Below are 25,541 nucleotides of genomic sequence, written 5' to 3'. Positions count from 1 at the left end.
GCTGGGGGTGCCGGTGTTCCCGCACAGATTCAACGAATTGACCGGATTGCCAACCCCGGAGCGGCAAAATTCCGGGTCAAACGGGCCGTTATCTCGGTTTGACACCCCAACAAAACATGCGGCCTGACCCGGCGATCATCTTGCCGCACTGTGATAAATTGCGATATGGGGCCGCGAAACAGGTGCAGACCCATGACCCGCAGCCTCTTCGCATTGATCTGCCTGACCTTCGCCGTCTTCGCGCAGCAGAGCCAGGCCCAGACCCTGACGGTTACTACGGTGACCCGCCCCCCGTTTTCGTCTGTTGAAGACGGGGCACAGACCGGATTCTCGATGGATCTTCTCGCCGCGCTGGCCGAGTCGCTGGGCTGGGACTACGACATCAACCGCGTCGAAACCTTCGGCGAGATGCTGGGTGCGGTGCAGGATGGCAGCGCCGATCTGGCAATCGCCAATATCTCGATCACGGCGGCGCGCGAGACGCAGATGGATTTCAGCCAGCCGATCTTTGAAGCGGGGCTGCAGATCATGGTCCCCTCGGACGCGGCGCGCAGCCCGTCGCTGCTGCAGGCGCTACTGTCACGAGAGTTGTTCATCGCCATCGGGCTGGCCTTTGCCATCCTGCTGGGCGGCGGGATGCTGATGTGGGGGTTCGAGCGCCGGGCGCAGCCCTATTTCGACCGCAAACTGAACGAGGCCTGGTTCCCCTCGTTCTGGTGGGCGCTGAACCTTGTGGTCAATGGCGGGTTCGAGGAACGGATGCCGCGCACCCCCTTTGGCCGCCTGCTGGGCGTGGTGCTGGTGGTGTCTTCGCTGTTCATCGTGTCGGTTTTTACCGCGCGCATCACCTCGGTCATGACGGTGGATGCCATCACCGGCAACGTGAATTCGGTCAATGACCTCTACGGCAAACAGGTGGGCACCATCGACGGCTCAACCGCGGCCAGCTTTCTGAACCGGCGCGAGATCGACTTTACCGGCTATGCCGGACTGCAGGAGGTGCTGGACGCCTTCCGGAGCAAGGAACTGGATGCGGTGGTGTTCGACGCGCCCATCCTGTCCTACTTCGCCAACCATGACGGACGCAGGATCGCCTCGATGACCGGTGGGATCTTCATGCGCGAGAACTACGGCATCGCCTTTCCGACCGGCTCGCCTTTGGTTGAAGAGGTCAATCAGGCGCTGCTGTCCCTGCGCGAGGACGGCACGTATGACGAAATTTACCGCAAGTGGTTCGGCAGCCGTAATTAGGCCGGGGCCTCATCCTCGAAAAACGGGGTCATTTGCGCGACGATGACGGCGTTCTCGTCCAGCGCGCGCTGCATCAGGGCGCGCTCGTCCGGATCAATCTCATGGCCCTGCGCCTCGCGCTCGGCCAAAGTGCCATAGCCGGTGACATCCAGCGGCGCGGTGTCGGCCTGTTTCAGGATCGCCACCGTTTCGCGCACCGCCTCGGCCTCGTCCACGCCGCTGGCGAAACACATCAGTGCTGCCCCGGTCGCCCCTTCGGGCAGGCCATCGCCATCCTTGCGACCGATCTGAACCAGCAGCGTATAGACCTGCTGGCGCGAGGGTTTCTTTTGTTTTTCCATGGCCCGGGCCATAACCGTGCGCCCGTGCCCGGTCAAGCAATTGCACGGACGTCCGCCGATCGTCATAGTGGCCGCGCCGCGAACGAGCAAAGGTGCCATATGACCTATCCAGATTTCATCACTGACTTTCCCAGCCTTGACGTCCCCTTTCCCGAAGACGTGGTGCAAACCGCCGTCATCCGCTCGGATGCGGGTCTGGTGGCGTTCTTTACCTTCCTGCAGGACTTTGAGCTGCCCATGCATTCGCACAAGGCGCAATGGGGCACGGTGGTCGAGGGCGAGATCGAACTAACCATCGGGGACGAGACCAAAACCTATGGCCCCGGCGACAGCTATACGATCCCGTCGGGGGTCGAACATGGTGGCAAGATCAAGGCCGGGTCGCGGGTGATCGACGTGTTCGAGGAACCCGACCGCTACCCGGTCAAAAGCTGACAAAAAAGGCCGCAGCGTATGGCTGCGGCCCCGCATTCGGATGCTGTCGCCTTAGTCGCGCAGCAGTTCGTTGATCCCGGTCTTGGACCGGGTCTTCTCGTCCACCCGCTTCACGATCACGGCGCAATAGAGGCTGATGTTGTTCTTCGATGGCATCGAGCCCGCGACGACCACCGAATAGGGCGGGACCTCGCCATAGGTGACCTCGCCGGTTTCGCGGTCGACAATCTTGGTGGATTTGCCGATGAACACACCCATCCCCAGGACCGAGCCTTCGCGGACGATGCAACCCTCGACCACCTCGGACCGAGCACCGATAAAGCAGTTATCTTCGATGATGGTGGGGCCTGCCTGCATCGGTTCCAGCACGCCGCCGATACCGACGCCGCCCGACAGGTGCACGTTTTTACCGATTTGCGCGCAGGATCCGACGGTGGCCCAGGTGTCGACCATGGTGCCCTCGTCCACATAGGCCCCGAGGTTCACGAAAGATGGCATCAGCACCACACCCGGTGCAATAAAGGCCGATTTACGGACGACGCAGTTCGGTACGGCACGGAACCCAGCCGCGCGCCATTGGTTTTCGCCCCAACCGGCGAACTTGCTGTCCACCTTATCCCACCAGCCACCGGCCTGCGGGCCGCCGTTCTGAATTTCCATATCCTTGATGCGAAAGCCCAGCAGAACCGCCTTTTTGGCCCACTGGTTGACGTGCCAATCGCCGCTGTCCAGCTTCTCGGCCACCCGCAGCGAGCCGCTGTCCAAGGCGTTCAGCGTATCCTCGATTGCCTCCCGGGTTTCGCCGGTGGTGGCGGGGGTGATGGTGTCGCGCGCCTCCCAGGCGGCTTCGATGGCGGCTTCCAGCTGCGCGTTGGACATATGAGGGCTCCCTGAAGAATCTGTTCACGTTGGTCTTGCGTATAAGCGCGCGCAGAACTGGCCGCAATGCGACGCAGAACACACGGTTTGCGGCTGACAGGTGCGCGTTAGCCGCCAAACGGGTCGGGCGAGATGTTGCCGCCGCAGATCAGCACCGCCACACGCTCGTCCGGTTCGGGCTGATACGCGCCCGACAACAACGCGGCCAAGGCTGCCGCACCGGCGGGCTCGACCAGAATGCGATGCGCCCGCCACAAACGTTCCTGCGCCTCGGCAATAGCGGCGTCCGGCACCAGAACCGATGCCATGCCCTGCGCCAGTTCGAAACAGATCGACCCGATCCGCCGCGCGCCCAGCGCGTTTGCGGCTATGCCCGAGACGGCAACATCCACAGGCTCTCCGGCCCGCAGCGCCGCGTTCAGGGCGCATGAGGTTTCAGGCTCGACCGCCACAACCTTGCGCGTACCCTGAAACCACGCCAGCGCCCCGGCGATCAGGCCGCCGCCACCCACGGCGACCAGAACGGTGTCGGCCTGCAGGCCCTGCGCGTCCCATTCGGCAAAACAGGTGCCTTGCCCGGCCACGGTGGCGGGCGCGTCATAGGCGTGGATCTGCATCGCGCCGGTCTCGGCCTCATGCGCCTGCGCGCCCATCAGCGCATTGGCGTATTCACCGGGCACGACGCTCAGATCTGCACCGGTTTGCTCGATCAGAGCGATCTTGGATGGCCCCGCCAGCTCCGGAACGAATATCTTGGCCGGATAGCCCAGCGCCTTCGCCGCAAATGCCGCCGCTGCCCCGTGGTTGCCGCCGGAGGCCGCCACGACCCCGGCCTCGCGCACGTCCGAACTGAGCAACGTATTGAACGCCCCGCGCGCCTTGAAGCTGCCCGTGTGCTGCATGTGCTCCAGCTTCATCTCGACCGGATAGCCCGGCAGGTTGCTTTCCATCACCGGCGTCACCTGCGCATAACCGGCGATGCGATCCCGCGCAGCGGATATTTCACTCTTCCAATCCATTACTTGTCTTTCCGTGACTGGCACTCTGCCCGCGAACCCTATAGCTGTTTGGAAAACACGCAAGCAGGGATCGATCACCCATGAGAGAAGACCGCCTCAGCCCCTTCCGCGACGCGCAGACCGACCGTTCGACCGCCAGCGAGGTTCCGGACACGCCGCAGACCCGTTCCCCGGCCTATCGCCTAGCCTTCGCCGATGACGATTTCCTGTGCCGGGACGAGTTGCGCCCGGTACGCCTGCAGCTGGAGCTGCTGAAGCCTGAGATGATCATGAGCGAACGCCAGATCAACTCGACCATCGTTATGTTCGGCGGCGCGCGCATCCCTGAGCCATCGCAGAAACACACCGCGCGGACAGAAACGCTCGCAGGGCTGTCGCAATATTACGACGAGGCGCGCGAGTTCGCCCGGCTGATGACCGAAAAGTCGAACGAGACCGGCTGCCGCGAAAACGTCATCGTCACCGGCGGCGGCCCCGGCGTGATGGAGGCCGGAAACCGTGGCGCACAAGACGCGGGTGGCTGTTCCATCGGCCTGAACATCGTTCTGCCACATGAGCAGGCGCCGAACCTCTACGTGACGCCCGATCTCAGCTTCAACTTCCACTATTTCGCAATCCGCAAGATGCATTTCCTGATGCGCGCCCGCGCCATCACCATCTTTCCCGGTGGCTTCGGCACCATGGACGAGCTGTTCGAATCCCTCACCCTGATCCAGACCGGCCGGATGGAGCGCGTGCCCTTCCTGCTGTTTGGCCGCGAATTCTGGGAAAAGGTCATCAACTGGGAAGCGCTGGCAGACGCTGGAACGATTTCCGAAGAAGACCTCGACCTGTTCCGTTTTGTCGATACCGCGCAAGAGGCGGTCGAGATCATCGAGAACTGGGAACCCGCCCCCCCCCGCGACGAAATTCCGGGGCGCTGAGCAATGGCCCCCAAGATCGGAGAGATGTTGCATCTGCGCGGGAACGCTCTGGACAAGGGCGAACCGGTGGCGCTGCCACTGACGCAAAGCAGCATGTATCACCTGCCCGGCGCGCCGGATGGGCACGCCACCTACGGCCGGGTCGACAATCCGACATGGGTGCAGCTTGAGCATGTGCTGTCCCATCTCGAAGACGCACCCTGCCTCAGCTTCCCCTCAGGCATGGCGGCAATCTCGGCAGCGTTGTTTGCAACGGTGCAGGCCGGGTCGCGGCTGTTGATCCCCTCGGATGGCTACTATGTCACGCGCCTGCTGGCTGATCGTTTCCTGTCGCGTCTGGGTGTTGAGGTCGAGGAACGCCCCACCACCGCCTTCACCCAAGGCGGATTTGACGGGTTTGATGTGGTCTTTGTCGAAAGCCCCTCGAACCCCGGTCTGGACATGATAGACCTGCGCGCCGTGACAGAGCAGGTACGCACCGCCGGAGGCGTGACGATTGCCGACAACACCACGATGACACCCTTGGGCCAACGCCCGCTTGATCTGGGCATCGACGTAGTGGTGTCCTCGGACACCAAGGCGATGGGCGGGCATTCGGACATGCTGATGGGCCATGTCGCCAGCCGCAGCGGGCAGATCATGGAACGGGTCGAGGAATGGCGAAAGGTCTCGGGCGCGATCCCCGGCCCGCATGAGGCATGGCTGCTGCATCGCGGGCTGGAAACACTGGACGTGCGGTTCGACCGTATGTGCGCCTCGGCGCAGGTAATGGCGGAGCGGCTCGCGGCACATCCCGCCGTCAAGCAAGTGCGCTATCCCGGCCTGCCGGGCGACCCCTCGCACGCACTCGCACAGGCGCAGACCGAGCAGTTCGGGTTCCTGCTATCCCTGACGCTGGACAGCGAAGACAAGGCCGAGGCGTTCATCAACACCTGCCCCCTGCTGCGCCCCGCCACCTCGTTCGGCGGCGTCCACAGCTCGGCTGAGCGTCGTGCGCGCTGGGGCGACGATGTCGACCCCGCTTTCATCCGCCTGTCGGTTGGATGTGAGCCGGTCGACGAACTGTGGCAGTCGATCGAGGCCAGCCTGAACGCGTTATGATTTCTTCCGGGGCTCACGTAGTTCGGTGAACACATAGATCGGCAGCACCACGCTGGCGATCAACGCACCCAGCCAGACCAGCAGCGTTGCCGCCAGCAGGTTCGAGACACCACCAATGGTCAGCCCAGACGTCACCAGATCGGTGACCAGCAGGCCCACAAAGGTCACGATCAACGCAATCCCGCCCTTGATCGACGGCGCGCGTTTCTCCCCCAGCTTCAGGATCAGTGGCTCAGCCACAACCTGCACAAGGGTGAACACGATCACCACCACGATGAACGAGATCGGACGGATCGCAAATTCCGACAGCAGCAAAGCCGCCAGCAACAACCCGATGGCATTCCCGGCCAGCAGGGCCAGAACCGACTTGAGTCTGCGCGTCATGAAAACACTCTCCGTCAATGAACACTCTCAAACATCCTGATATTAGCAGGGCCCGCGGATTTTGCGAGGCATTTCAGCGGTCTCTTCTTTTTGACCTGTTGAAATCGCATGATAAAATACCTTCATCAGGATAAGCCCTTCCCCCATCCGCGAGAGGTGAGATGAGCGACGATCCCTATACCATCCTCGGCGTCGCCAAAGACGCCAGCGAGGCCGAGATCAAGAAAGCCTATCGGCGCATCGCCAAGGAGTGCCACCCGGACCTGAAACCGGGCGATGCTGAGGCCGAAGCGAAGTTCAAAGCCGCAGCCGCGGCCTATGATCTGCTGAAAGACCCTGAGAAGCGGGCGCAGTATGACAGGGGAGAGATCGACGCCTCGGGTCAGGAACGCCCGCAGCAGCAATATTATCGCGACTATGCCGAGGCCGCCGGAAACCCCTATCGCGGGCGGCAGGCAGACCCGGACGATATGTCCGACATCTTTGCCGAGTTCATGCGCGGACGCGGTGGCTATGGCCAGCGCAGCCATGAATTCCACGCGCCCGGCCACAACATGAACTACTCCCTGCAGATCAGCTTTCTGGATGCGGTTTTCGGGGCCAGCCAAAAGCTGACCATGCCTGATGGCGACCGGATCGAGGTCAAAATCCCCGCAGGGATCACCGACGGTCAGACGATCCGGTTGCGGGGCAAAGGCGCTCCAGGCTATGGCGAGGGTCCTCCGGGGGACGCACTGGTCACTGTCTCAGTGGCGAACCATCCGGTCTTTGATCGGCGGGGCGACGACATCTACATCACGCTGCCGATCACGATTGACGAGGCCGTGCTGGGCGGTAAGGTCCCCGCGCCCACCATCGACGGCGGCGTCAACGTCACCGTCCCGGCGGGCACAAGCAGCGGCAAAACCCTGCGTCTGCGGGGCAAAGGGGTCAAGAAACGCGGCTCATCCGAACGGGGGGACCAGTTGATCGAACTGACTATCACCCTACCCGACAAGATCGATGACGACCTGAAACAGTTCATGGAGACGTGGCGCGAGACTCACCGCTATGATCCGCGGAAAGGAATGCGCTCATGACCCTGACCGAGAAACAACTGATCGACGCCGTCACCCGCCTGACCTCGGATAGGTTGACCGAATATCTGGCCGCCGAGATCGTGATCCCCGAACAGTCAGACGATGGGCTGGTGTATCAAAGGATCGACGTCGCCCGCCTTGAACTGGCCTGCGAGTTGCATGACCAATACGATATGGAGGCCGATGCGTTGTCGATGATGATCTCCCTCATCGACCAGATGCATGGGCTGCGCGCCGAATTGCGCGAGGTGTTGAACGCGGTCGAGGCCCAACCGGAACCGGTGCGCAAACAACTAATCGAGGTCATCGGCACAGCGCGGTTCCGTCGCAGATAACGGGGTTTTGGCGGCGCGGGATTTGGCGTAGAAGGCGCGCTTGATCCAATGCCCGGTAGTCCCATGTCCCAGTCCCGATCCGAATTGCTGATGCCTGCGGGCAATCTGCGCAAGTTGAAACTCGCCATCCTCTATGGGGCGGACGCGGTCTATCTGGGCACGCCCGATATGTCGCTGCGCACGAAATCCGAGTTCTCGCTGGAAGAAGTGATCGAAGGGGTCGAATTCTGCCACAGCCATGGGCGGCGCGCCTATCTGACGCTGAACCTGTTTTCGCACAACAAGGACATTCCGAAACTGGACGAGTACATCGATACCGTCCGCAAGGTGAAACCCGATGGCCTGATCATCGCCGACCCCGGTGTGTTCCAATATGTCCGCGAACGCGCACCGGAACTGCCGCTGCATATCTCGACCCAGGCCAATATCTGTTCGTGGCTGTCTGTGAAATTCTGGCAGGATCAGGGGGCCGAGCTGGTGGTTCTGGCGCGCGAGGTGTCCTATCCCGAACTGGTCGAAATTCGAGAGAAATGCCCCGATATCAAGCTTGAGGCGTTTGTGCACGGCGCCATGTGCATGACCTATTCGGGCCGTTGCCTGCTGTCGAATTTCATGGCCGAGCGTGGGGCGAACCAAGGCAACTGCGCCAATTCCTGCCGCTGGAACTATGGGCTAAAGCTGCGCCTCAAGGACGGCACCCATCAGGAATTACGCATCACCGAAGAAAACGCCGACCTGTTCGAATTCCTTCTGGAAGAGGGCTGCCGCCCGGGTGATCTGATGCCCATCGAAGAGGATGATCGCGGCTCTTATATCCTCAACTCGCGTGATCTGTGCATCATGCCCAAGCTGGATGAGTATCTGAAGATCGGCGTCGATAGCCTCAAGGTCGAAGGGCGCGGCAAGTCGGAGTATTACGCTGCCATCGTCGCGCGCGCCTATCGGATGGCCATCGACGATTATCATGCGGACCCCGAGAACTGGGACCCCAAGCCTTACATGCGCGAACTCGAAACCGTCGGAAATCGCGGCTATACACTGGCGTTCCACGAAGGGCGGCTGACCAATTATGCGCATGACTACGAACACACCGCCGCCATCGCGCAATGGGAATATGCCGGGATCGTCACCGAGGTGACTAAGGACGCCTTTCTGGTCGAAGTGAAGAACAAGCTGGAACCGGGCGATGTGCTGGATTTCGTCTCACCAATTTCACGCGAAACGGTTCTGCTGCGGGTCTATGACTTTGAACGGGCCCATGACGGTGCGCGGCTGGAGGCGGTGCATGGCAGCACCAAGACCGTGATCCGCCTGCCCTTCACCCTGTTCGATCACGAAGATCCGGATGACCTGCGCGCCCGCTTCCCCGTCTATTCGGTCTTGCGCAAGGAGCGCGCGCTGACCGACGAACATTGGAGCCGCATCCGCTTTGACAAGCTGGTGCAGGGGCTTGAAACCTCGGGCCGCGACAACCCCAAGGCCTATGCGCGCCGCCGCGACGCGCTGGTGGAAAAGATCGGTGAGGACGGAAATGAACGCCGCTTCAAAACCAATCGCATCGGCACCGAAGGCTGCTGTGGCAAGGGCTGCAACGGATGTCTGATCTTCTGGCAGGATGAAAAATACGCACTGGCCCGCGACGTACTGTCGAAACGCAAACAAGGCGAACAACTCAGCCGCAGCGAAGCAGCTGCATTGAAACTGCCTGACGCAATCTGAGGATCAGTCGGTGCGATACTCTTCGGCGATGTAGTCTTCGGGCACGTAAAAGGTGTAATCCCGGTCCGCCACGGCCTCGTGACAGTCATGGCAATACGCCACCGCCCCGGCGCGAAACCCCATCGTATCGCCGAACAGCGACCCGTCCGGCATTACCATGATATAGCGCCAATCGGCGGTCTCGGGGCTGGTTCCGACGGCCAGTTTCTCCATCACGAACAGCGCGCCGGGGTGGATGTTGCCTTCGTCCGTCACCGTCATACTGTCCTTAGCCAGGACCGAGCCCGGAGGCAGCACCTCGCCCTCGGCCAGCGTGGCATAGTTATGCGCCATCCGGTTGGCATAGCTGTTCACATAGCGCTGGCCGTGCGTGGCCGAGATATAGGGCGCATCGTTGAACAGAGGCCAGTTCTGATAGTTGCGCAGGATATCCAGCTGCGCCGCCGCATAGCCACGCGCCATGCGCCGGGTCAGCCCGCGGTAATGGTCCCGCGCCTCATCCTTGGACAATTCAGCCGGATTTTCGATCGCCAGATGCGCCTCTTGATCCGTGGTCTGCGCCAAAGCGCCTGCGGCCAGCGCACAGAATACTGCGCCGACAAGATAGTTTTGTGTTCCAATCATTTTCATGGCCCATCCGATAAACGGTTTCGCCCGAACGCCCCCATCATTCCCTGAAATAAAGGATAGGGCGCTTGAAATAACTTGCTATGAGCCGGTTCACAGGCTCACCGTCTTGTGCGTATTGGTGAGCTTCCATCCCCGCCAGTACGGGAACAATCATACCAAATCAGCGCGGAATGTTCACATTAATTCTGAATGTTCAGCCCAGCCCGGCCTCGGATTCAATCTGCTTGCGCGATTTCCGAGCACGTTCGGTGGCCGATTTCAACTGACCGCAAGCCGCCATGATATCCTCACCCCGCGTCTTGCGGATGGGTGAGGCATAGCCCGCCTGATAGATGATGTTCGCAAAAGCCCGGATACGGTTGTTCGAGCTACGCTTGTACGGCGCGCCGGGCCATTCGTTGAACGGGATCAGGTTGATCTTGGCCGGAATGTCGTGGCGCTTGATATGGTCGATCAGACGATGCGCGTCTTCGTCACTGTCATTCACACCGTCCAGCATCACGTATTCAAACGTGATCCGTTCCGAGTTCGACGCGTTGGGATAGCTGGCCAGAGCGGCCAGCAGTTCCTCAATGTTCCAGCGCTTGTTGATCGGCACCAGCACATCGCGGGTTTCGTCGGTCGTCGCATGGAACGAGATCGCCAGCAGGCAGCCGATTTCCTCAGCCGTGCGCGCAATCTCGGGGACCACACCGCTGGTCGAGAGCGTAATCCGGCGGCGCGACAGGGAAATCCCCTCGGGGTCCATGGCGATCTTCATCGCGTCGCGGACGTTTTCGAAATTATAGAGCGGCTCGCCCATGCCCATCAGAACGATGTTCGACAGCAGGCGGGTTTCATCTTTGGGCGCGCCGGGCACGGGCCATTCTTCAAGATCGTCGCGGGCCATCATCACCTGCCCGACGATCTCGGCTGCCGTCAGGTTGCGCACCAGTTTCTGCGTACCGGTATGGCAGAAGGAACAGGTCAGCGTGCATCCGACCTGAGACGAGATACACAGCGTGCCGCGATCTTCCTCGGGGATATAGACCACCTCGACCTCATGCCCGCCCGCAATGCGGCAAAGGTATTTGCGGGTGCCATCTTCGGACACCTGACGGGTCACGACCTCGGGGATTTCGATCACGAATTGCTCGGCCAGTTGCGCGCGATAGGCTTTGGCAAGGTTGGTCATCTCGGCAAAATCACGGACACCCCATTGGTAGATCCATTGCCAGATCTGACCCGTGCGCATCTTCGCCTGTTTCTCGGGCGTACCATGTTCGATCAGCGTCGCGCGCAGTTGGTCGCGGGTCAGGCCAACAAGGTTCACCTTCCCCTCGGGCAGCTTGCGGGGGATGGTCATGACGTCTTGAGTGATCGGCGCTTTGGGCGACATGGGGTTATCTCGAGTGGATTCTGGCTTGGGATGCGCCTCTATATAGGACTGCTGCGAAAGATCAAAAGGAATCGTCAGGGTCAGGTGCCAAATCGCAGCAATTCATCTACCCGGGCACGGCCCAGATCAACGCGGCAAGCCGTAATGCCGATCCCCGTGCCTGAGCCTCCGCCGAACATGGCCCCGACCGCGTCGCAATGGGCATCCCGATAGGCAATCCATGCGGCTTGCGACGCTTCGATAGCGGGCAACGCCACGGGCCGGCCCGTTACATCGTCCAATTGCGTGGCCGCTTGCACCGCAAAACCATATGCCACGTCCAAAGCCGCGTTTACGCGGCCTTCCATATCCCCAACGCAAGCCCCGATTTCCACCTGAGACCCGGCATCCGGGCATTCCAGTGTGGGATCAGCGAAACCGATGGCAGGACAAAGGCAAAGCAAGGCGGCATAGCGCATCTGGAACCTCCTGTGGATCACCCGTTAAGGTTACCACAGGAAACGGCCTCAGCGTCCGGAAAACGGGATCAGTTGGTGCAGCGTTTCTCGGCGTCTTCGATTGCCGCCGTAAAGCCCAGCAGCGAGAACGTGTCCTTGGTCTGCGTGCCGCGTTCCGAACGGGCGGTCAGAACCGCCTCGGTGCCGCGCTTCATGGCGGTGACGATCTTGGCATCGTCTGCGGCGGTGGCGGGCCAGGCCCATTCGCCATCGGTGAACAGCTCGAACTCGCTGCCATCCACCACCAGATTGACGGTCGAGCCTCCGGCAAACGGATAGCCGCCGGTGAACGTCACCTGGCCTTTGACCTCGGCATTGGGGCGATAGAACACGAACAGTAAGATGTCGCTGCGCCGGACCGAGACCACACGTCCGCCCCGCGTATTCACAGTTTCCTTGGGGGCCGAGACGCTCCAGCATTCGGTCGGGTCTTCCTCAACGAAGACGCTCCAGTCGGTCTTGGCCGCGACGCGGTTGGTGCTGGTCGCCTGCTGAGCGGTTGCAGTTGTGGCCATCCCCGCCACGCACAGGCCCGCGATCACGCGGACGAGCTTTGATCCCATCTGTCCAGCCTCCTAGCCCGACCAATACCTCATACCCATCGGAATGGCTTGCGAACTCTGCCGGTTCGTCTGTAAGTTGCGTCTTCCGATGATTGTCGACATACACACACTAACGCAGGTTTCGCCACAGGCGAAAGGGCGATTGGCAGATTTTTGCGCATCCCGCAGGAGGTGGACATGACACAACCCGTAGCAATGACCGAACTGTGGCGCGGGCCGCTGCTGGAAAGCCTGCATCTGGGCCATGCGGTGATCTGCGATGACAGCGGTCAGATCGTGCGCAGCTGGGGTGATCCGAATGCGGTGATCTATCCCCGATCCTCGGCCAAGATGATACAGGCGCTGCCGCTGATCACCTCGGGCGCTGCCGCGAAATACGGTCTGACATCTGAACATCTGGCGCTGGCCTGCGCCTCGCATAGCGGCGCGCATATCCACACCGACCGCGTGTCTGCTTGGCTGGATCACCTCGGTCTGGCCGAGCCTGACCTGCGCTGCGGCCCGCAAGAGCCGCAGGACATGGCCGCCCGTGACGGGTTGATCCTGGCCGATGACACGCCTTGCCAGATTCACAACAATTGTTCAGGCAAACATTGCGGGTTCCTGACGGTCGCACAACATATGGGGGCCGGACCGGAATATCTGGAGATCGACCACCCGGTGCAACAGGCCTGCCTAACCGCATTGGAAGAGACCACGGGCGAGACCAGCCCGGCCTACGGCATCGACGGATGCTCGGCCCCGAATTTCGCGACGTCGCTGGTGGGTTTGGCGCGGTCAATGGCATGGTTCGCCAGCGCTGCGGACCGGTCCGACCGGGCCAGCGATGCGGCGCAGCAATTGACTGCGGCGATGATCAAACACCCCGAACTGGTCGCGGGCGAAACCCGTGCTTGCACCGAGTTGATGCGCGCCATGAACGGACGTGCAGCCATCAAGACCGGGGCCGAAGCGGTATTCGTCGCGATAATCCCTGAGAAAAAACTGGGCATCGCGCTAAAGATCACCGACGGCACCACCCGCGCCAGCGAATGCGCCATCGCCGCCCTTCTGGTCAGCCTTGGCGTTTTGGAGGCCGATCACCCGGCCACCAAAAAATTCATGAACGCCACGCAATACAGCCGCCGAGGGCTGGAATGCGGCGTGATCAAGCCTGCACCGGGGTTTCCCGGTTAAGGCTCACATCTCGATCTCATGCACCTCGGCCACTTCGACCGAGCCGGAGCCGTTCACGACCATCGGGCAGCCCTTGGCCATCTCGGTCGCGGCTTCGATACTGTCGGCCTTGATGACAGTAAAGCCCGAGGCCGGGTTCGCGCCGCCATTATCGACCACACCGGTGCTGCTTACCGTGTAAGACTGGCCCACCGGGTTGCCGGGGATGTCCAGCGCATCGCTCATGGACCCAAACCATGCGCCCCAGGCGGCCATGGTCGCTTCGATCTCGGCGGGGTCGGTGGGGGTGTGGCCCCCGTGATAGACAAACAAATATTGGGGCATAACGCTCCTCCCTGTTGAAAATCTATTTTGCCAGCGCTTCGAGCTTGCGCAGCGAAGACGTCCAGCCCTGATTATGGTTAGTCGCCGCCTCGGCATCCGCCAATTCGCGGTGATCCAGCGTCAGGCGCGATCCGGTATCTGTGGCCACGACCGAAAAAGTCACATGGCTTTCGGCCCCCCGCTTGTCCTGATCGTCGTGCCAGCCCCATGTGAATCCCACCGAATGCGGCGGATCGACATGGGTCACATGGCCCGAGACCTTAAATTGCTGCCCTTCGCCATTCTGCATCACCGAATACCACGGGCCCGTGCGCGAGAAATCCAGATCATGTTCCGGCACATGCAACCCTTCCGGCCCCCACCACTGCAACAGTTTCGCACCATCGCTGATCCATGCAAAAAGCACCTCGGGGGTGACGGGAAAATCCCGTTCCAGTTTCAGGTCGGCCATGAATTCTCCCTTTCGATAATCTCGCTCAGGCGGTCGAGGCTGTTTTCCCAGAATTGCCGTTTCGAAATGGTCCATTCGGCAATCGCGCGCAGCCCCTCGGGCCGGATCGAATAGATCCGCTGCGTACCCTTTACCCGCTGCTGCACCAACCCGGCCTCGCGCAGCACTTTCAGATGGCGGGAGATCGCGGCACCGGACATGCCCCGCCCTTCGATCAGGTCACCGGCGGGTAGCTCTCCGTGCTCCATCAATTGCTCGACGATCGAGAATCGTGTGGCGTCGGACAAGGCAGAAAAACTGGTCAGAAGCGTGTTCATGACCATTATTTAACACGAATGTTAAATTAAAGGAAGCCCGTTAGCTATCGACGAATTCAGAACGCGCATAGCCCTGCACATACAGCAGCGCGGTCAGGTCCCCGTGATTGACCCGCACATCGCATTCCGCCGCGACCGAGGGTTTGGCATGCAGCGCAACCCCCGTCCCCGCGCGGCCCAGCATCCCAAGATCATTGGCCCCGTCGCCGACGGCGATCACGTCCGCCTCAGCGATGCCTAGACGGGTGGAGATCTGCTCCAGCGCTTCGATCTTGGCCTGCCGTCCCAGAATGGGGCGCTGCACGTCTCCGATCAGTTTGCCGTTTTCGACCAGCAACGTATTGGCGCGGTTCTCGTCAAAGCCCAGTTGTTCGGCCACGCGCGCGGTAAACGCGGTGAACCCGCCCGAAACCAGCGCCGCATAGGCCCCGTTTGCACGCATCGTCGCCAGCAAGGCCTTGCCGCCGGGCATCAGCGTGATCCGGTCGTTCAGAACTTTGCCAATCACGCTTTCATCCAGCCCTTTCAGCAGGCCAACCCGTTCGGTCAGCGCGCCTTCGAAATCCAGCTCACCATTCATTGCGCGGGCGGTGATGCCCTTGACCCGGTCGCCCACACCGGCCTCATCGGCCAGTTCGTCAATGCATTCCTGCTGGATCATCGTGCTGTCCATATCGGCCAGCAACATTTTCTTACGCCGCCCCTCAGCCTGCTGAACGACAAGATCGACGCCCATCTGTTGCAGATCGGCCCAGACATCCCAGCGATTGTCGGGCATGTGCGGCAGCGTAAACTCCGCCGCCTCATCCGGGCTGAGCCACGTGCCATCGCCCCCGCCCCACGCATTGCGCAGGGAATCGACCAGTGCCTGATCCAAAGTCGGCGCGGTCGGGTTGGTCAGCAGGGTGGCAACGTACATCTTCGATCTCCGGCAAGCTCACCTGCGGGATATCGCAGGTGCAGCATGTGCGCCAGAGACAGTTTGACCTAGCCCAAAATACCCGGCAGCCGCAGCCCGTGTTCGCGGGCGCAATCCTTGGCGATCTGGTACCCCGCATCCGCGTGCCGCCAAACGCCCGACGCCGGATCGTTCCACAAAACACGCTCTAACCGCCGCGCGGCGTCCTCGGTCCCGTCGGCGCAGATCACCACGCCCGCATGTTGGCTAAAGCCCATGCCGACGCCGCCGCCATGATGCAGCGAGACCCATGTCGCGCCGCTGGCGGTATTGATCAGAGCATTCAGTAGGGGCCAGTCCGACACCGCATCCGAGCCATCCAGCATCGCCTCGGTCTCGCGGTTGGGGCTGGCGACGGAACCCGAATCCAAGTGATCACGACCGATCACGACCGGCGCTTTCAGCTCACCATTAGCGACCATCTCGTTAAAGGCCAGCCCGGCGCGGTGCCGATCCCCCAGTCCGATCCAGCAGATGCGGGCGGGCAGGCCCTGAAAGGCGATGCGGTCCTGCGCCATATCCAGCCAGCGATGCAGGTGTTCGTTCTCGGGGAACAGCTCTTTCATCTTGGCGTCGGTCTTGTAGATATCCTCGGGGTCGCCCGACAGGGCGCACCAGCGGAACGGTCCGATCCCCTTGCAGAACAGCGGGCGGATATAGGCGGGCACGAAACCGGGGAAGGCAAAGGCGTTCTCAAGCCCTTCATCCTGCGCCACCTGACGGATGTTGTTGCCATAATCCAGCGTCGGCACGCCCGCATTCCAGAAATCGACCATGGCCGCGACGTGTTGTTTCATCGACGCCCGCGCGGCCTTTTCAACCGCTTTAGGGTCTGTTTCTCGCTTTTCCCGCCATTGCGCCATGGTCCAGCCCAGCGGCAGATAACCGTTGATCGGGTCATGGGCGCTGGTCTGGTCGGTGACGATATCGGGACGCATTCCGCCCTCGGCCATACGGCGGTAAATCTCGGGGAAGATGTCCGCCGCATTGCCCAGCAGGCCGACCGATTTCGCCTCACCCGCCTTGGTCCAGCGGTCGATCATCTCAAGCGCTTCGTCCAGTGTTTCGGCCTTTTCATCGAGGTATTTGGTGCGCAGGCGGAAATCGATCGAGTCCGGGTTGCATTCCACCGCCAGACAGCAGGCCCCGGCAAAAACAGCGGCCAAGGGTTGCGCGCCGCCCATGCCGCCCAAACCACCGGTCAGAATCCACTTGCCGGTCAGGTCGCCGTCATAGTGCTGACGTCCGGCCTCGGCAAAGGTCTCGTAGGTGCCCTGCACGATGCCTTGCGTCCCGATGTAAATCCACGAGCCAGCGGTCATCTGGCCGTACATCATCAAGCCCTTGCGGTCCAATTCGTTGAAATGATCCCAGGTCGCCCAATGAGGCACGATGTTCGAATTCGCAATCAGTACCCGCGGCGCATCCTTATGCGTGCGGATGATCGCGATCGGTTTCCCGGACTGGACGATCAGGGTCTCGTCCTCTTCCAGATCCTTCAGCCCGGCGACGATGCGGTCAAAGTCATCCCATGTGCGCGCGGCACGTCCGATACCGCCGTACACAACCAGCTCATGCGGGTTCTCGGCCACATCGGGGTGCAGGTTGTTCATCAGCATCCGCAGCGGAGCCTCGGTGACCCAGCTTTTGGCGTTCAGGTCGGTGCCGGTGGGCGGATAGATGTCGCGGGTGTTCTTGCGGGGATCAGTCATGAGGTCAACTCCAATGCGGTGTCTTGGATGGCGTCCAGAATGTCGTACAGCCAGCGGCGCAGGCGCGTGGCTTTGTCGGTGTCATAGGCCCAGGGCGCGGCCTCGGCGCTTAGATAGGTGGATTGGGCCAGTTCCATCTGAATGGCGTGCAGCCCCTCGGACGGGCGGCCATAGTGGCGGGTCGTCCAGCCGCCCCGGAACCGACCGTTCAGAACCGTTGTGTAGGGCGAGGAGCCGGAGAATTCGTCCGTAATAGACTCGATTTCCGGCGCACAGGTCGCACCCCCATCGGTGCCGATGTTGAGGTCTGGCAGAGTGCCCTCGAACAGGAAAGGGATGCGGCTGCGGATCGAGTGGCAGTCGAACAGAACCGCAACCCCGTGTTTGGCGCGGACCCGCTGCAACTCCTGCTCCAGCGCGGCGTGATAGGGCGCGTGACAGGTTTGGCGGCGGGTCTCGATCTCATCGGCTGAGGGATCCTGTCCTTCGGCCCAGATCGGCTGCCCGTCGAAATCGGTCAGAGGTACCAGCGTCGTGGTGTTCTGTCCGGGGTACAGGGATACGCCCGCGGGGTCGCGATTGCAGTCGATCACATAGCGGTGGATATGCGACTGCACCACAGTCGCACCGTCCAAAAGCCCTTCATAGAGCCTGTTTATGTGCCAATCGGTGTCCGCCAACGCCCGACCGTTCGGGTTCAGGCGCGTGGCAATGGCATCGGGCACGAAGGTGCCGCCATGGGGCTGGCCCAGAACAATCGGCCCGTCGCCTTGGGAAACGCTGAACACCTGCATCAGACCAACCCGGGCAGCGGCAGGTCGACCGCCTCCAATAGGGCCGCATCAGCCACCAAGGTCCGGGCGGCTTCCAGATCGGGGGCCAGATAGCGATCCTCGGCCAGCGCGGGCACATCCGCACGCAGCCGCGCGATCACGCGGGCCAGCGGGGCGCTGGTTTGCAGCGGAGCGCGGAATTCCACACCCTGCGCGGCGCAGAGCAGTTCGATCCCCAGAATATAGTTCAGGTTCTCGACCATCCGCGTCAGCCGCCGCGCGCCGTGGGCAGCCATCGAGACGTGATCCTCCTGATTGGCCGAGGTCGGCGTGCTGTCGGTCACGCAAGGGTTTGCCAGATGCTTGTTCTCGCTCATCAGCGCGGCGGTCGTCACCTCGGCGATCATCAGGCCCGAGTTCAGCCCCGGCTCGGGTGTCAGGAAGGGCGGCAGATCAAAGCTGAGCGCCGGGTCGACCATCAGGGCGATCCGCCGTTGAGCAATCGCGCCGATCTCGGACAGGGCCAGCGCGATCATGTCAGCGGCAAAGCCCACCGGCTCGGCATGGAAATTACCGCCCGAGACGATGATATCGGCCTCAGTCAGCACCAGAGGGTTGTCGGTGGCGGCGTTCGCCTCGACCTCAAGCGTCGCGGCGGCCTGCCGGATGATATCCATCGCCGCGCCCGTCACCTGAGGCTGGCAGCGGATGCAATAGGGGTCCTGCACGCGGGTATCGCCGTCGCGGTGGCTTTCGCGGATCTCGGACCCGTCCAGCGTGGCGCGCATGGCGGCGGCGGCCTCGATCTGGCCGCGATGACCGCGCAGAGTGTGAATTTCAGGTTGCAACGGCGCGGTCGAACCCATGATCGCATCGGTCGAGGCGGCGGAAATGACCAGAGCGTTCTGCGCCGCGCGCCAGCCCTCAAACAGTCCGGCCAGAGCGTAGGCGGTGGAAAACTGGGTGCCGTTGATAAAGGCCAGACCTTCTTTGGGGCCCAGCTGAATCGGCTCTAAACCGGCGGTTCTCAGCGCTTCGGCCCCGGGCAGAACAGTGCCGCTCACCTCGGCCTCGCCCTCACCGATCACTACGGCGGTCATATGCGCCAGCGGAGCCAGATCGCCGGACGCGCCGACAGAACCTTGCGCCGGGATCACCGGCGTCACGCCGCGCGCCAGCATCTGTTGCAGCAGATCCACCAGTTCCCACCGTACGCCCGACGCGCCGCGCCCGAACGAGAGCAGCTTGAGCGACATCATCAGCCGCGCCAGCCGCCGGGGGACCGCAGGGCCAACGCCACAGCAATGGCTGAGAATCAGATTGCGCTGCAGAGTCGAGGTATCTTCGGCCGCGATCTTGTGGCTGGCCAGTTTGCCGAAGCCGGTATTGACGCCATAGACCGCCTCGGCCCCCTCGGCGGCGCTTGCGATACGGGCAGCGGCGGCGTCAATCCCGGCGCGGCAGCCATCGTCCAGCGTGATCGGGGCCTCGGACCAGTAAATCTCGGCCAGTTGCGCCAATGAGACCTGACCGGGTGTAAGCGACAAAGGCGTCATGCCTGACCTCCGAAGATGCGTGTGTGCAGGGGATTGAACCCGATGCGATAAGACAGTTCGGCCGGGTGGGTCACATCCCACACGGCCAGATCGGCGCGCAGACCGGCTGCGATCTGACCGGTATCGGTCAGGCCCAGCGCCTGCGCGGCGTTGCGGGTGATGCCCGCCAGCGCCTCTTGCGGGGTCAGGCGGAACAGGGTGCAGCCCATGTTCATGGTCAGCAGCAGCGAGGTCAGCGGCGACGAGCCTGGGTTGCAATCGGTGGCCAGCGCCATGGGCACGTTGTGCTGGCGCAGGGCATCTACCGGCGGGACTTGGGTCTCGTGCAGCGTATAGAACGCGCCCGGCAACAGGGTGGCGACGGTGCCCGCCTCGGCCATGGCCGCAACCCCCTCGGCGTCGAGATATTCGATATGATCGGCCGACAGCCCGCCATAAGACGCGGCCAGTTTTGCGCCACCCAGATTCGACAATTGCTCGGCATGCAGCTTGACCGGCAGGCCCAGCTCGGCAGCCACGTCGAACACGCGGGCGATCTGGGTCGGGTCAAACGCAATGCCTTCGCAGAAGCCGTCCACCGCATCGACCAGCCCCTCGGCATGTGCGGCACGCAGGGTCGGGATGCAGACCGTGTCGATATAGGCATCTGCGCGGTCGGCATATTCAGGCGGACTCGCGTGCGCGCCCAGAAAGCTGGTCCGGACCCGCACGGGGCGGTCCTGCGCAATCCGGCGCGCGGCGCGCAACATCCGCAGCTCGGTCTCGGTGTCCAGCCCATAGCCGGACTTGACCTCGATGCAGCTGACACCCTCGGCGATCAGAGTGTCAACGCGCGGCAGGGCATCGGCCAGCAGGGCGTCTTCGGACGCGGCGCGGGTGGCGGTGACGGTGGACAGGATACCCCCTCCGGCGCGGGCGATCTCTTCGTAGGTGGCACCGTTCAGGCGCATCTCGAACTCGACGGCGCGGTTGCCGCCAAAGACCACATGGGTATGCGCATCAATCAGCGCGGGGGTGATCAGGCGGTCACCGTAATCCTGCTGCGGCCACCCGGCATATTCAGCGGGCAACTCGGCCAGCGGCCCGACCCAGCGGATCTGCGATCCGTCGACGGCAATTGCGGCCTGTTCGATCAGACCATAGCCCGCGCCCCCGGTCATTGTCGCAACCCGCGCGCAGCACAGAACGGTTTTTTTCGTCATGGCGATTCTTTTGGGCTCCCCCTAGCTTTCGATTTTTCGTATACGTATAAAAAATTAAAGTCTACACAAAATGGAAATACGATGACGATCCATGCTAAAACCGCCCTGTTAGGCTCTGACTGGGTGACAAACCTGAGGGTCGAGGTCGATCAGGGACGGATCACCGAGTTGCAAACCGGGACCGACCCGCGCCCTGATGACGCGCGTGTCGACGTGCTGCTGCCTGCGCTGGCGAACCTGCACAGCCATGCGTTTCAGCGCGCCATGGCCGGGATGACCGAGGTCCGCGCCGCCGGACGCGAAAGCTTCTGGACCTGGCGCAACCTGATGTACCGCTTTCTGGATCGCCTGACGCCCGAGCACATGCAAGCCATCGCCGCACTGGTCTATATGGAGATGCAGGAGGCCGGATATGCCTCGGTCGGAGAGTTCCACTATGTCCACCACCAGCCCGGCGGTGTGCCCTACGCGCGCCTGTCCGAGCTGAGCCAGCGCATCTTTGCCGCCGCCGGGCAGACCGGGATCGGCCTGACTCATCTGCCGGTGCTTTATACCTATGGCGGCGTGGCGCAAGAGCCGCTGGCGGGTGGGCAGCAACGGTTCAGCAACGGTGTCGACCGGTTTCTGGACCTGATCGCCGACAGCCGCGGGGCGCTGCCACATGCGGACTCGGTTCAGGGCATCGCGCCGCATTCGCTGCGGGCGACCTCGCCCGGTGACTTGCAGCAAGTGCTGCAACAGATTCCGCACGGCCCGGTGCATATCCACATCGCCGAACAGACCAAAGAGGTCGCCGATGTGCAGGCCGCCCTCGGTCAGACCCCGGTGGCCTGGCTGCTGGACAACGCAGATGTGAATGACCGTTGGTGCCCGATCCACGCGACCCACATGACCGATGCCGAGACCATTGCGCTGGCCCGGTCCGGCGCGGTGGCCGGTCTGTGCCCGATTACCGAGGCCAATCTGGGTGACGGTATCTTCAACGGCGTGCCCTATGTGGAACATCACGGGGCCTTCGGGGTCGGGTCCGACTCGAATGTGCGGATTTCGCTGCCCGAGGAACTGCGGATGCTGGAATATTCCCAACGTCTGCGCGACCGGGCGCGGACCGTTCTGGTGCAGGGCGAAGGCTCGGTCGGGCACGCGCTCTATACCGGCGCGGCACGCGGCGGGGCGCAGGCGCTGGGGCGCGACGGCGGAGAGATCGCGGTCGGCAAACTGGCCGATCTGGTGGCATTGGACCGAGGGCATGCCACGCTCTGCGCGCTGCGCGACGATCAACTGCTGGACGGGCTGTGCTTTGCCGCGCCGGACGGGCTCGTGACAGACCTGTGGTCGGCGGGGCGGCATATGGTGCAGGGCGGACGGCACGTCGCGCGGGATGCAATCCTGCCCGCCTATCGCGCCGCACTGGCCGACTTGCTCGCGGATGCCTGAACTTCCCAATGTTAGAGACGATATGACCCAACCCGGCGACACCACCAGTTACAAGGACATCAAGCAGACGGTGCTGCACCGCATCCGCTCGGGCCTGTGGCGGCCCGATACGCTGCTGCCCAATGAACAGGAGCTTGCGGTCGAGTTCTCGTGCACCCGCACCACCGTCAACCGTGCCCTGCGGGAACTCGCGGATGAGGGGTTTCTGGAGCGCCGCCGCAAGGCCGGTACCCGCGTGCTGAGCGCGCCGCAACGGCAGGCGCGCTTCACCATCCCTCTGGTTCGGGATGAGGTTGAGGCGGCGGGCGGCACCTATCGCTATGCGCTGGTCTCGGCCGAAACCCTGCCCGCCCCCGACTGGCTGCGCGCCCGGCTGGCGCTGACGGCCGGGCAGGATGTGATGCAGGTGCGGTGTATGCATTACTCGGGGAATACGCCGTTTCAGTATGAAGACCGCTGGATCGTGATCGACAGCGTGCCCGAGGTCACGCAGGCTGATTTCTCGAAGACCGGGCCGAATGACTGGCTGGTGCAGACGGTGCCCTTTACCAATGTGGAACTGACCTTTCTGGCCAGCCGCGCCGATGCCTCGGTCGCCGGTTTTCTGGACGTCCCCGAAGGTGAACCCATTTTCACCGCCGAGCGCATCACCTGGTTGCAGGGCCAGCCGGTGACACTGGCCAAGCTGTATTTCGCCTCAGGCTACCGGATGACAACACAGATCTGACCGACATCCGCTTTTGCGCATTGGGGGCTTTACGCTTGGCGCTTTCCCCGACAGGGTCAGGGCAAACGGGTCTGTGAAAGGAAAACCGGGATGGGCAACCCGCTATATGATCGGCTGTTCGGCATTCACGCAGGCAAAGAGACGCCGTTCCTGCACCTGCCTGACGGCCAGACCCTGACCCATGCCGCGTTTCTCGACATGGCCGCGCGGCTGGCCAACGCGCTGACCGGGTTCGAGCTTGAGCCTGGCGACCGGGTGGCCGTTCAGGTCGAGAAATCGCCCGAGGCGCTGGCGCTCTATGCTGCTTGCGTGCAGGCGGGGCTGATCTTTCTGCCGTTGAACACCGCCTACAAGACCACCGAACTGGCCTATTTCATCGAAAACAGCGGCGCGTCCGTCGTGGTCTGCGATGCGGCGCAGCAGGACGGGCTGCAGCCCATCGCGCAGGCGCAAGGCGCGCGGCTTGAGACGTTGAACGCCGATGGCTCGGGCAGTCTGATGCGCCGCGCGCTGGGAATGTTGCCCGCGTTCGAGCCGGTGCGGCGCACCGCTGACGATCTGGCTGCTTTCCTTTACACCTCGGGCACCACGGGGCGGTCCAAGGGCGCGATGCTGTCGCAGGGCAATCTGCTGTCCAATGCCGAAACGCTGGTGCAGGAATGGCGGTTCACCGATACAGACGTGCTGCTCCACGCGCTGCCGATCTTTCACACGCACGGGCTGTTTGTGGCCACGAATGTGGTGCTGGCCTCGGGCGGGTCGATGATCTTTCTGCCGAAATTCGACCCGGACGAGATGCTGCGCCTGATGCCGCAGGCCACGTCGATGATGGGCGTTCCGACCTTCTACACCCGCCTGCTGGATGACGACCGGCTGACGCGCGACCTGACCGGGCATATGCGGCTGTTCATCTCGGGCTCGGCCCCATTGCTGGCCGACACTCACGCGCAGTTCGAAGCCCGCACCGGCCAGCGCATCCTCGAACGCTATGGCATGACCGAGACCAATATGAACACCTCGAACCCCTATAACGGCGACCGGCGGGCGGGCACGGTTGGCCTGCCGCTGCCGGATGTCGAGTTGAAGATCACCGACCCCGAGACCGCCGCGCCCGTTCCCGAGGGTGAGACCGGCATGATCGAGGTGCGCGGCCCCAACGTGTTTCAGGGCTATTGGGAAATGCCCGAAAAAACCGCCGCCGAACTGCGCGAGGACGGGTTCTTCATCACCGGCGATCTGGGGCGGGTCGATACGGATGGGTATGTCCATATCGTGGGGCGCAGCAAAGACCTGATCATCTCGGGCGGTTACAACATCTATCCCAAGGAAATCGAATTGCTTCTGGACGACCAGCCCGGCGTGCTGGAAAGCGCCGTGATCGGCGTGCCTCACCCGGATTTCGGAGAGACCCCGGTCGGCCTGCTGGTGCCCGAGCCCGGCCAGACGCCGGACACTGACGCGATCATGGCGGCGGTGCAGGCCGATCTGGCGCGGTTCAAACATCCCCGCCGTCTGATCGTGCTGGACGCCTTACCGCGCAACACAATGGGCAAGGTACAGAAAAACGTCCTGCGAGACCGTTACAAGGACCTGTTTACGCCGGATTAGGCTCTAACCGCACCCGGCCCGCTTCGGTCAGATGCCAGCAGGCGCGTCCTTCGAACACCGCCACGCCTGCCGCGCGGCCATAACCCGCGCCGCTGTCCAGATTGACGTGATTGCCGAAATGGGTCACGCGATCGACCGGAGTATGCCCGTGCACGATCAGCTTGGGGTGCGGGCCGGCATGAGCGTTGAAGGCCTGCCTGATCCAGACCAGATCATTCTCGTGCTGTTCGTTCAGCGGCACGCCGGGCCGGATCCCTGCATGAGCAAAGGCGAGATCGGGCGTCTGGTGCAGGTTGGTCAGATCACGCAGAAACGCCAGATGCGACGGCGGGACCGCCGCGCGGGCCGCTGCGTGGACATCCTGCAGCCGGATTTGGGGGCCGACCTCGACCCCATAGCTCAGCAGCGTCTCAACCCCGCCGAGCCGCTCATGCAGCCAGTGATAACCCACCAGCAGATGCGGATCGTGACGCGGCGTGTCCTCCATGAACCACGCAAACATCCGGTCGTGATTACCCCTGAGCGTCACCCACGGGCGGCCCGCATCGCGCCCGGCGATCAGCGCGTCCAGCACACCACGGCTGTCGGGTCCGCGATCCACATAATCACCCAGAAACACGATCTGCGCATCAGCACCGCCGTCGCGCTCGATCAGAGACAGGGCGCGGTCCAGCTCGGCCGGGTGTCCGTGTATGTCTCCGACCGCGTAGATAGGTGTATTCATCGGACCCTCCGCAACATTGCCCCTGTTCTGACGCAAAATCCC

Annotated in this window: 28 protein-coding genes; 11 read left to right on the top strand and 17 right to left on the bottom strand. The window is 62.6% G+C overall.

Annotated features, from left to right (window positions below; genetic code table 11):
• Positions 1-192: 192 nt before the first annotated feature.
• A complete protein-coding gene (locus ACR1XV_RS09120; protein ID WP_480530472.1) occupies positions 193-1,251 on the top strand; it encodes a transporter substrate-binding domain-containing protein in 1,059 nt (352 codons plus the stop codon).
• On the opposite strand, the gene ACR1XV_RS09115 is transcribed toward ACR1XV_RS09120, so the two are convergent.
• Entirely contained in the window at positions 1,248-1,592 is a 345-nt protein-coding gene (locus ACR1XV_RS09115) for a hypothetical protein (protein ID WP_480530470.1), read from the bottom strand. The genes ACR1XV_RS09120 and ACR1XV_RS09115 overlap by 4 nt on opposite strands.
• A gap of 99 nt (positions 1,593-1,691) precedes the next feature.
• On the opposite strand from ACR1XV_RS09115, the gene ACR1XV_RS09110 reads away from it, so the two are divergent.
• On the top strand, positions 1,692-2,027 hold the full coding sequence (locus ACR1XV_RS09110; protein WP_480530468.1) for a cupin domain-containing protein: 336 nt from the start codon (positions 1,692-1,694) through the stop codon (positions 2,025-2,027).
• A gap of 51 nt (positions 2,028-2,078) precedes the next feature.
• Here ACR1XV_RS09110 and dapD read toward each other — a convergent pair whose 3' ends face one another.
• Together dapD and ACR1XV_RS09100 are read right to left on the bottom strand one after the other, a co-directional pair.
• Complete coding sequence (gene dapD, locus ACR1XV_RS09105; RefSeq protein WP_480530466.1) at positions 2,079-2,906, bottom strand: 2,3,4,5-tetrahydropyridine-2,6-dicarboxylate N-succinyltransferase; 828 nt, start codon at positions 2,904-2,906, stop codon at positions 2,079-2,081.
• A gap of 107 nt (positions 2,907-3,013) precedes the next feature.
• Complete coding sequence (locus ACR1XV_RS09100) at positions 3,014-3,925, bottom strand: threonine/serine dehydratase (protein ID WP_480530464.1); 912 nt, start codon at positions 3,923-3,925, stop codon at positions 3,014-3,016.
• Positions 3,926-4,005: 80 nt separating this feature from the next.
• Here ACR1XV_RS09100 and ACR1XV_RS09095 point away from each other — a divergent pair, with 80 nt between their 5' ends.
• Both ACR1XV_RS09095 and ACR1XV_RS09090 read left to right on the top strand, forming a co-directional pair.
• On the top strand, positions 4,006-4,848 hold the full coding sequence (locus ACR1XV_RS09095) for an LOG family protein (protein ID WP_480530462.1): 843 nt from the start codon (positions 4,006-4,008) through the stop codon (positions 4,846-4,848).
• A gap of 3 nt (positions 4,849-4,851) precedes the next feature.
• Complete coding sequence (locus ACR1XV_RS09090) at positions 4,852-5,949, top strand: cystathionine gamma-lyase (protein WP_480530460.1); 1,098 nt, start codon at positions 4,852-4,854, stop codon at positions 5,947-5,949.
• Here ACR1XV_RS09090 and ACR1XV_RS09085 read toward each other — a convergent pair.
• Entirely contained in the window at positions 5,944-6,333 is a 390-nt protein-coding gene (locus tag ACR1XV_RS09085) for a hypothetical protein (RefSeq protein ID WP_480530458.1), read from the bottom strand. The genes ACR1XV_RS09090 and ACR1XV_RS09085 overlap by 6 nt on opposite strands.
• A 161-nt stretch (positions 6,334-6,494) precedes the next feature.
• Between ACR1XV_RS09085 and ACR1XV_RS09080 the strand changes: the two genes are divergently transcribed.
• The 3 genes from ACR1XV_RS09080 to ACR1XV_RS09070 all read left to right on the top strand — a co-directional run bounded on the left by ACR1XV_RS09080 (position 6,495) and on the right by ACR1XV_RS09070 (position 9,466).
• Positions 6,495-7,412, top strand: a complete 918-nt coding sequence (locus ACR1XV_RS09080; RefSeq protein WP_480530456.1) for a DnaJ C-terminal domain-containing protein — start codon at positions 6,495-6,497, stop codon at positions 7,410-7,412.
• On the top strand, positions 7,409-7,747 hold the full coding sequence (locus ACR1XV_RS09075; RefSeq protein ID WP_480530454.1) for a hypothetical protein: 339 nt from the start codon (positions 7,409-7,411) through the stop codon (positions 7,745-7,747). The genes ACR1XV_RS09080 and ACR1XV_RS09075 overlap by 4 nt, the downstream gene beginning before the upstream one ends.
• Before the next feature lie 63 nt (positions 7,748-7,810).
• Positions 7,811-9,466 carry a U32 family peptidase gene (locus tag ACR1XV_RS09070; protein WP_480530452.1) on the top strand — a complete coding sequence of 552 codons (1,656 nt, stop codon included), beginning with the start codon at positions 7,811-7,813 and terminating at the stop codon, positions 9,464-9,466.
• A gap of 3 nt (positions 9,467-9,469) precedes the next feature.
• On the opposite strand, the gene ACR1XV_RS09065 is transcribed toward ACR1XV_RS09070, so the two are convergent.
• The 4 genes from ACR1XV_RS09065 to ACR1XV_RS09050 form a co-directional block, all read right to left on the bottom strand.
• Positions 9,470-10,096, bottom strand: a complete 627-nt coding sequence (locus tag ACR1XV_RS09065) for a cytochrome P460 family protein (protein WP_480530450.1) — start codon at positions 10,094-10,096, stop codon at positions 9,470-9,472.
• Positions 10,097-10,289: 193 nt separating this feature from the next.
• The gene (rlmN, locus tag ACR1XV_RS09060) at positions 10,290-11,474 is read right to left on the bottom strand and encodes a dual-specificity RNA methyltransferase RlmN (RefSeq protein ID WP_480530448.1); all 1,185 of its coding nucleotides are present in this window, start codon (positions 11,472-11,474) and stop codon (positions 10,290-10,292) included.
• Between the two features lie 80 nt (positions 11,475-11,554).
• Entirely contained in the window at positions 11,555-11,932 is a 378-nt protein-coding gene (locus tag ACR1XV_RS09055) for a lysozyme inhibitor LprI family protein (protein WP_480530446.1), read from the bottom strand.
• Positions 11,933-12,000: 68 nt separating this feature from the next.
• A complete protein-coding gene (locus ACR1XV_RS09050) occupies positions 12,001-12,534 on the bottom strand; it encodes an invasion associated locus B family protein (protein ID WP_480530444.1) in 534 nt (177 codons plus the stop codon).
• Positions 12,535-12,711: 177 nt separating this feature from the next.
• On the opposite strand from ACR1XV_RS09050, the gene ACR1XV_RS09045 reads away from it, so the two are divergent.
• Positions 12,712-13,710: an asparaginase gene (locus ACR1XV_RS09045; protein ID WP_480530442.1), complete on the top strand. Its 999-nt coding sequence runs from the start codon at positions 12,712-12,714 to the stop codon at positions 13,708-13,710.
• A gap of 3 nt (positions 13,711-13,713) precedes the next feature.
• Here ACR1XV_RS09045 and ACR1XV_RS09040 read toward each other — a convergent pair whose 3' ends face one another.
• The 8 genes from ACR1XV_RS09040 to hutI all read right to left on the bottom strand — a co-directional run bounded on the left by ACR1XV_RS09040 (position 13,714) and on the right by hutI (position 21,003).
• Positions 13,714-14,034, bottom strand: a complete 321-nt coding sequence (locus tag ACR1XV_RS09040; RefSeq protein WP_480519410.1) for a YciI family protein — start codon at positions 14,032-14,034, stop codon at positions 13,714-13,716.
• Between the two features lie 22 nt (positions 14,035-14,056).
• A complete protein-coding gene (locus tag ACR1XV_RS09035) occupies positions 14,057-14,485 on the bottom strand; it encodes an SRPBCC family protein (RefSeq protein WP_480530440.1) in 429 nt (142 codons plus the stop codon).
• A complete protein-coding gene (locus tag ACR1XV_RS09030; protein WP_480530438.1) occupies positions 14,473-14,802 on the bottom strand; it encodes an ArsR/SmtB family transcription factor in 330 nt (109 codons plus the stop codon). Before ACR1XV_RS09030 ends, ACR1XV_RS09035 begins: the two co-directional genes overlap by 13 nt.
• 40 nt (positions 14,803-14,842) lie before the next feature.
• On the bottom strand, positions 14,843-15,721 hold the full coding sequence (serB, locus tag ACR1XV_RS09025) for a phosphoserine phosphatase SerB (RefSeq protein ID WP_480530436.1): 879 nt from the start codon (positions 15,719-15,721) through the stop codon (positions 14,843-14,845).
• A 68-nt stretch (positions 15,722-15,789) separates the two neighbouring features.
• Positions 15,790-17,472 carry a urocanate hydratase gene (gene hutU, locus ACR1XV_RS09020; protein WP_480530434.1) on the bottom strand — a complete coding sequence of 561 codons (1,683 nt, stop codon included), beginning with the start codon at positions 17,470-17,472 and terminating at the stop codon, positions 15,790-15,792.
• On the bottom strand, positions 17,469-18,266 hold the full coding sequence (gene hutG / locus ACR1XV_RS09015) for an N-formylglutamate deformylase (RefSeq protein WP_480530432.1): 798 nt from the start codon (positions 18,264-18,266) through the stop codon (positions 17,469-17,471). The genes hutU and hutG overlap by 4 nt, the downstream gene beginning before the upstream one ends.
• A complete protein-coding gene (hutH, locus tag ACR1XV_RS09010; protein ID WP_480530430.1) occupies positions 18,266-19,801 on the bottom strand; it encodes a histidine ammonia-lyase in 1,536 nt (511 codons plus the stop codon). The genes hutG and hutH overlap by 1 nt, the downstream gene beginning before the upstream one ends.
• The gene (hutI, locus tag ACR1XV_RS09005; RefSeq protein WP_480530428.1) at positions 19,798-21,003 is read right to left on the bottom strand and encodes an imidazolonepropionase; all 1,206 of its coding nucleotides are present in this window, start codon (positions 21,001-21,003) and stop codon (positions 19,798-19,800) included. The genes hutH and hutI overlap by 4 nt, the downstream gene beginning before the upstream one ends.
• 81 nt (positions 21,004-21,084) lie before the next feature.
• On the opposite strand from hutI, the gene ACR1XV_RS09000 reads away from it, so the two are divergent.
• From ACR1XV_RS09000 to ACR1XV_RS08990, 3 genes are all read left to right on the top strand, one after another.
• Positions 21,085-22,440, top strand: a complete 1,356-nt coding sequence (locus tag ACR1XV_RS09000) for a formimidoylglutamate deiminase (RefSeq protein WP_480530426.1) — start codon at positions 21,085-21,087, stop codon at positions 22,438-22,440.
• 22 nt (positions 22,441-22,462) lie between these two features.
• Positions 22,463-23,167 (top strand): GntR family transcriptional regulator, encoded by a 705-nt coding sequence (locus ACR1XV_RS08995; RefSeq protein WP_480530424.1) that lies wholly within the window; start codon positions 22,463-22,465, stop codon positions 23,165-23,167.
• Between the two features lie 90 nt (positions 23,168-23,257).
• Positions 23,258-24,775 (top strand): malonate--CoA ligase, encoded by a 1,518-nt coding sequence (locus ACR1XV_RS08990; protein ID WP_480530422.1) that lies wholly within the window; start codon positions 23,258-23,260, stop codon positions 24,773-24,775.
• On the opposite strand, the gene ACR1XV_RS08985 is transcribed toward ACR1XV_RS08990, so the two are convergent.
• On the bottom strand, positions 24,762-25,499 hold the full coding sequence (locus ACR1XV_RS08985) for a metallophosphoesterase family protein (protein ID WP_480530420.1): 738 nt from the start codon (positions 25,497-25,499) through the stop codon (positions 24,762-24,764). The two genes, ACR1XV_RS08990 and ACR1XV_RS08985, sit on opposite strands and share 14 nt — an antisense overlap.
• Positions 25,500-25,541: the final 42 nt, after the last annotated feature.

Source organism: Ruegeria sp. AD2(2025) (genome assembly GCF_056542385.1).
This window is presented reverse-complemented; position numbering and strand designations above follow the sequence as displayed.

Coding starts and splice junctions, on each gene's coding strand:
- ACR1XV_RS09090 (WP_480530460.1), top strand. CDS start 4,852: ATGGCCCCCAAGATCGGAGAGATGTTGCATCTGCGCGGGAACGCTCTG.
- ACR1XV_RS09110 (WP_480530468.1), top strand. CDS start 1,692: ATGACCTATCCAGATTTCATCACTGACTTTCCCAGCCTTGACGTCCCC.
- hutH (WP_480530430.1), bottom strand. CDS start 19,801: ATGACGCCTTTGTCGCTTACACCCGGTCAGGTCTCATTGGCGCAACTG.
- ACR1XV_RS09050 (WP_480530444.1), bottom strand. CDS start 12,534: ATGGGATCAAAGCTCGTCCGCGTGATCGCGGGCCTGTGCGTGGCGGGG.
- ACR1XV_RS09070 (WP_480530452.1), top strand. CDS start 7,811: ATGTCCCAGTCCCGATCCGAATTGCTGATGCCTGCGGGCAATCTGCGC.
- ACR1XV_RS08990 (WP_480530422.1), top strand. CDS start 23,258: ATGGGCAACCCGCTATATGATCGGCTGTTCGGCATTCACGCAGGCAAA.
- dapD (WP_480530466.1), bottom strand. CDS start 2,906: ATGTCCAACGCGCAGCTGGAAGCCGCCATCGAAGCCGCCTGGGAGGCG.
- ACR1XV_RS09080 (WP_480530456.1), top strand. CDS start 6,495: ATGAGCGACGATCCCTATACCATCCTCGGCGTCGCCAAAGACGCCAGC.
- ACR1XV_RS09085 (WP_480530458.1), bottom strand. CDS start 6,333: ATGACGCGCAGACTCAAGTCGGTTCTGGCCCTGCTGGCCGGGAATGCC.
- ACR1XV_RS09035 (WP_480530440.1), bottom strand. CDS start 14,485: ATGGCCGACCTGAAACTGGAACGGGATTTTCCCGTCACCCCCGAGGTG.
- ACR1XV_RS09055 (WP_480530446.1), bottom strand. CDS start 11,932: ATGCGCTATGCCGCCTTGCTTTGCCTTTGTCCTGCCATCGGTTTCGCT.
- ACR1XV_RS09115 (WP_480530470.1), bottom strand. CDS start 1,592: ATGGAAAAACAAAAGAAACCCTCGCGCCAGCAGGTCTATACGCTGCTG.
- ACR1XV_RS09045 (WP_480530442.1), top strand. CDS start 12,712: ATGACACAACCCGTAGCAATGACCGAACTGTGGCGCGGGCCGCTGCTG.
- rlmN (WP_480530448.1), bottom strand. CDS start 11,474: ATGTCGCCCAAAGCGCCGATCACTCAAGACGTCATGACCATCCCCCGC.
- ACR1XV_RS09065 (WP_480530450.1), bottom strand. CDS start 10,096: ATGAAAATGATTGGAACACAAAACTATCTTGTCGGCGCAGTATTCTGT.
- hutG (WP_480530432.1), bottom strand. CDS start 18,266: ATGCAGGTGTTCAGCGTTTCCCAAGGCGACGGGCCGATTGTTCTGGGC.
- hutI (WP_480530428.1), bottom strand. CDS start 21,003: ATGACGAAAAAAACCGTTCTGTGCTGCGCGCGGGTTGCGACAATGACC.
- hutU (WP_480530434.1), bottom strand. CDS start 17,472: ATGACTGATCCCCGCAAGAACACCCGCGACATCTATCCGCCCACCGGC.
- ACR1XV_RS09100 (WP_480530464.1), bottom strand. CDS start 3,925: ATGGATTGGAAGAGTGAAATATCCGCTGCGCGGGATCGCATCGCCGGT.
- ACR1XV_RS08995 (WP_480530424.1), top strand. CDS start 22,463: ATGACCCAACCCGGCGACACCACCAGTTACAAGGACATCAAGCAGACG.
- ACR1XV_RS09095 (WP_480530462.1), top strand. CDS start 4,006: ATGAGAGAAGACCGCCTCAGCCCCTTCCGCGACGCGCAGACCGACCGT.
- ACR1XV_RS08985 (WP_480530420.1), bottom strand. CDS start 25,499: ATGAATACACCTATCTACGCGGTCGGAGACATACACGGACACCCGGCC.
- ACR1XV_RS09120 (WP_480530472.1), top strand. CDS start 193: ATGACCCGCAGCCTCTTCGCATTGATCTGCCTGACCTTCGCCGTCTTC.
- ACR1XV_RS09075 (WP_480530454.1), top strand. CDS start 7,409: ATGACCCTGACCGAGAAACAACTGATCGACGCCGTCACCCGCCTGACC.
- serB (WP_480530436.1), bottom strand. CDS start 15,721: ATGTACGTTGCCACCCTGCTGACCAACCCGACCGCGCCGACTTTGGAT.
- ACR1XV_RS09040 (WP_480519410.1), bottom strand. CDS start 14,034: ATGCCCCAATATTTGTTTGTCTATCACGGGGGCCACACCCCCACCGAC.
- ACR1XV_RS09000 (WP_480530426.1), top strand. CDS start 21,085: ATGACGATCCATGCTAAAACCGCCCTGTTAGGCTCTGACTGGGTGACA.
- ACR1XV_RS09030 (WP_480530438.1), bottom strand. CDS start 14,802: ATGAACACGCTTCTGACCAGTTTTTCTGCCTTGTCCGACGCCACACGA.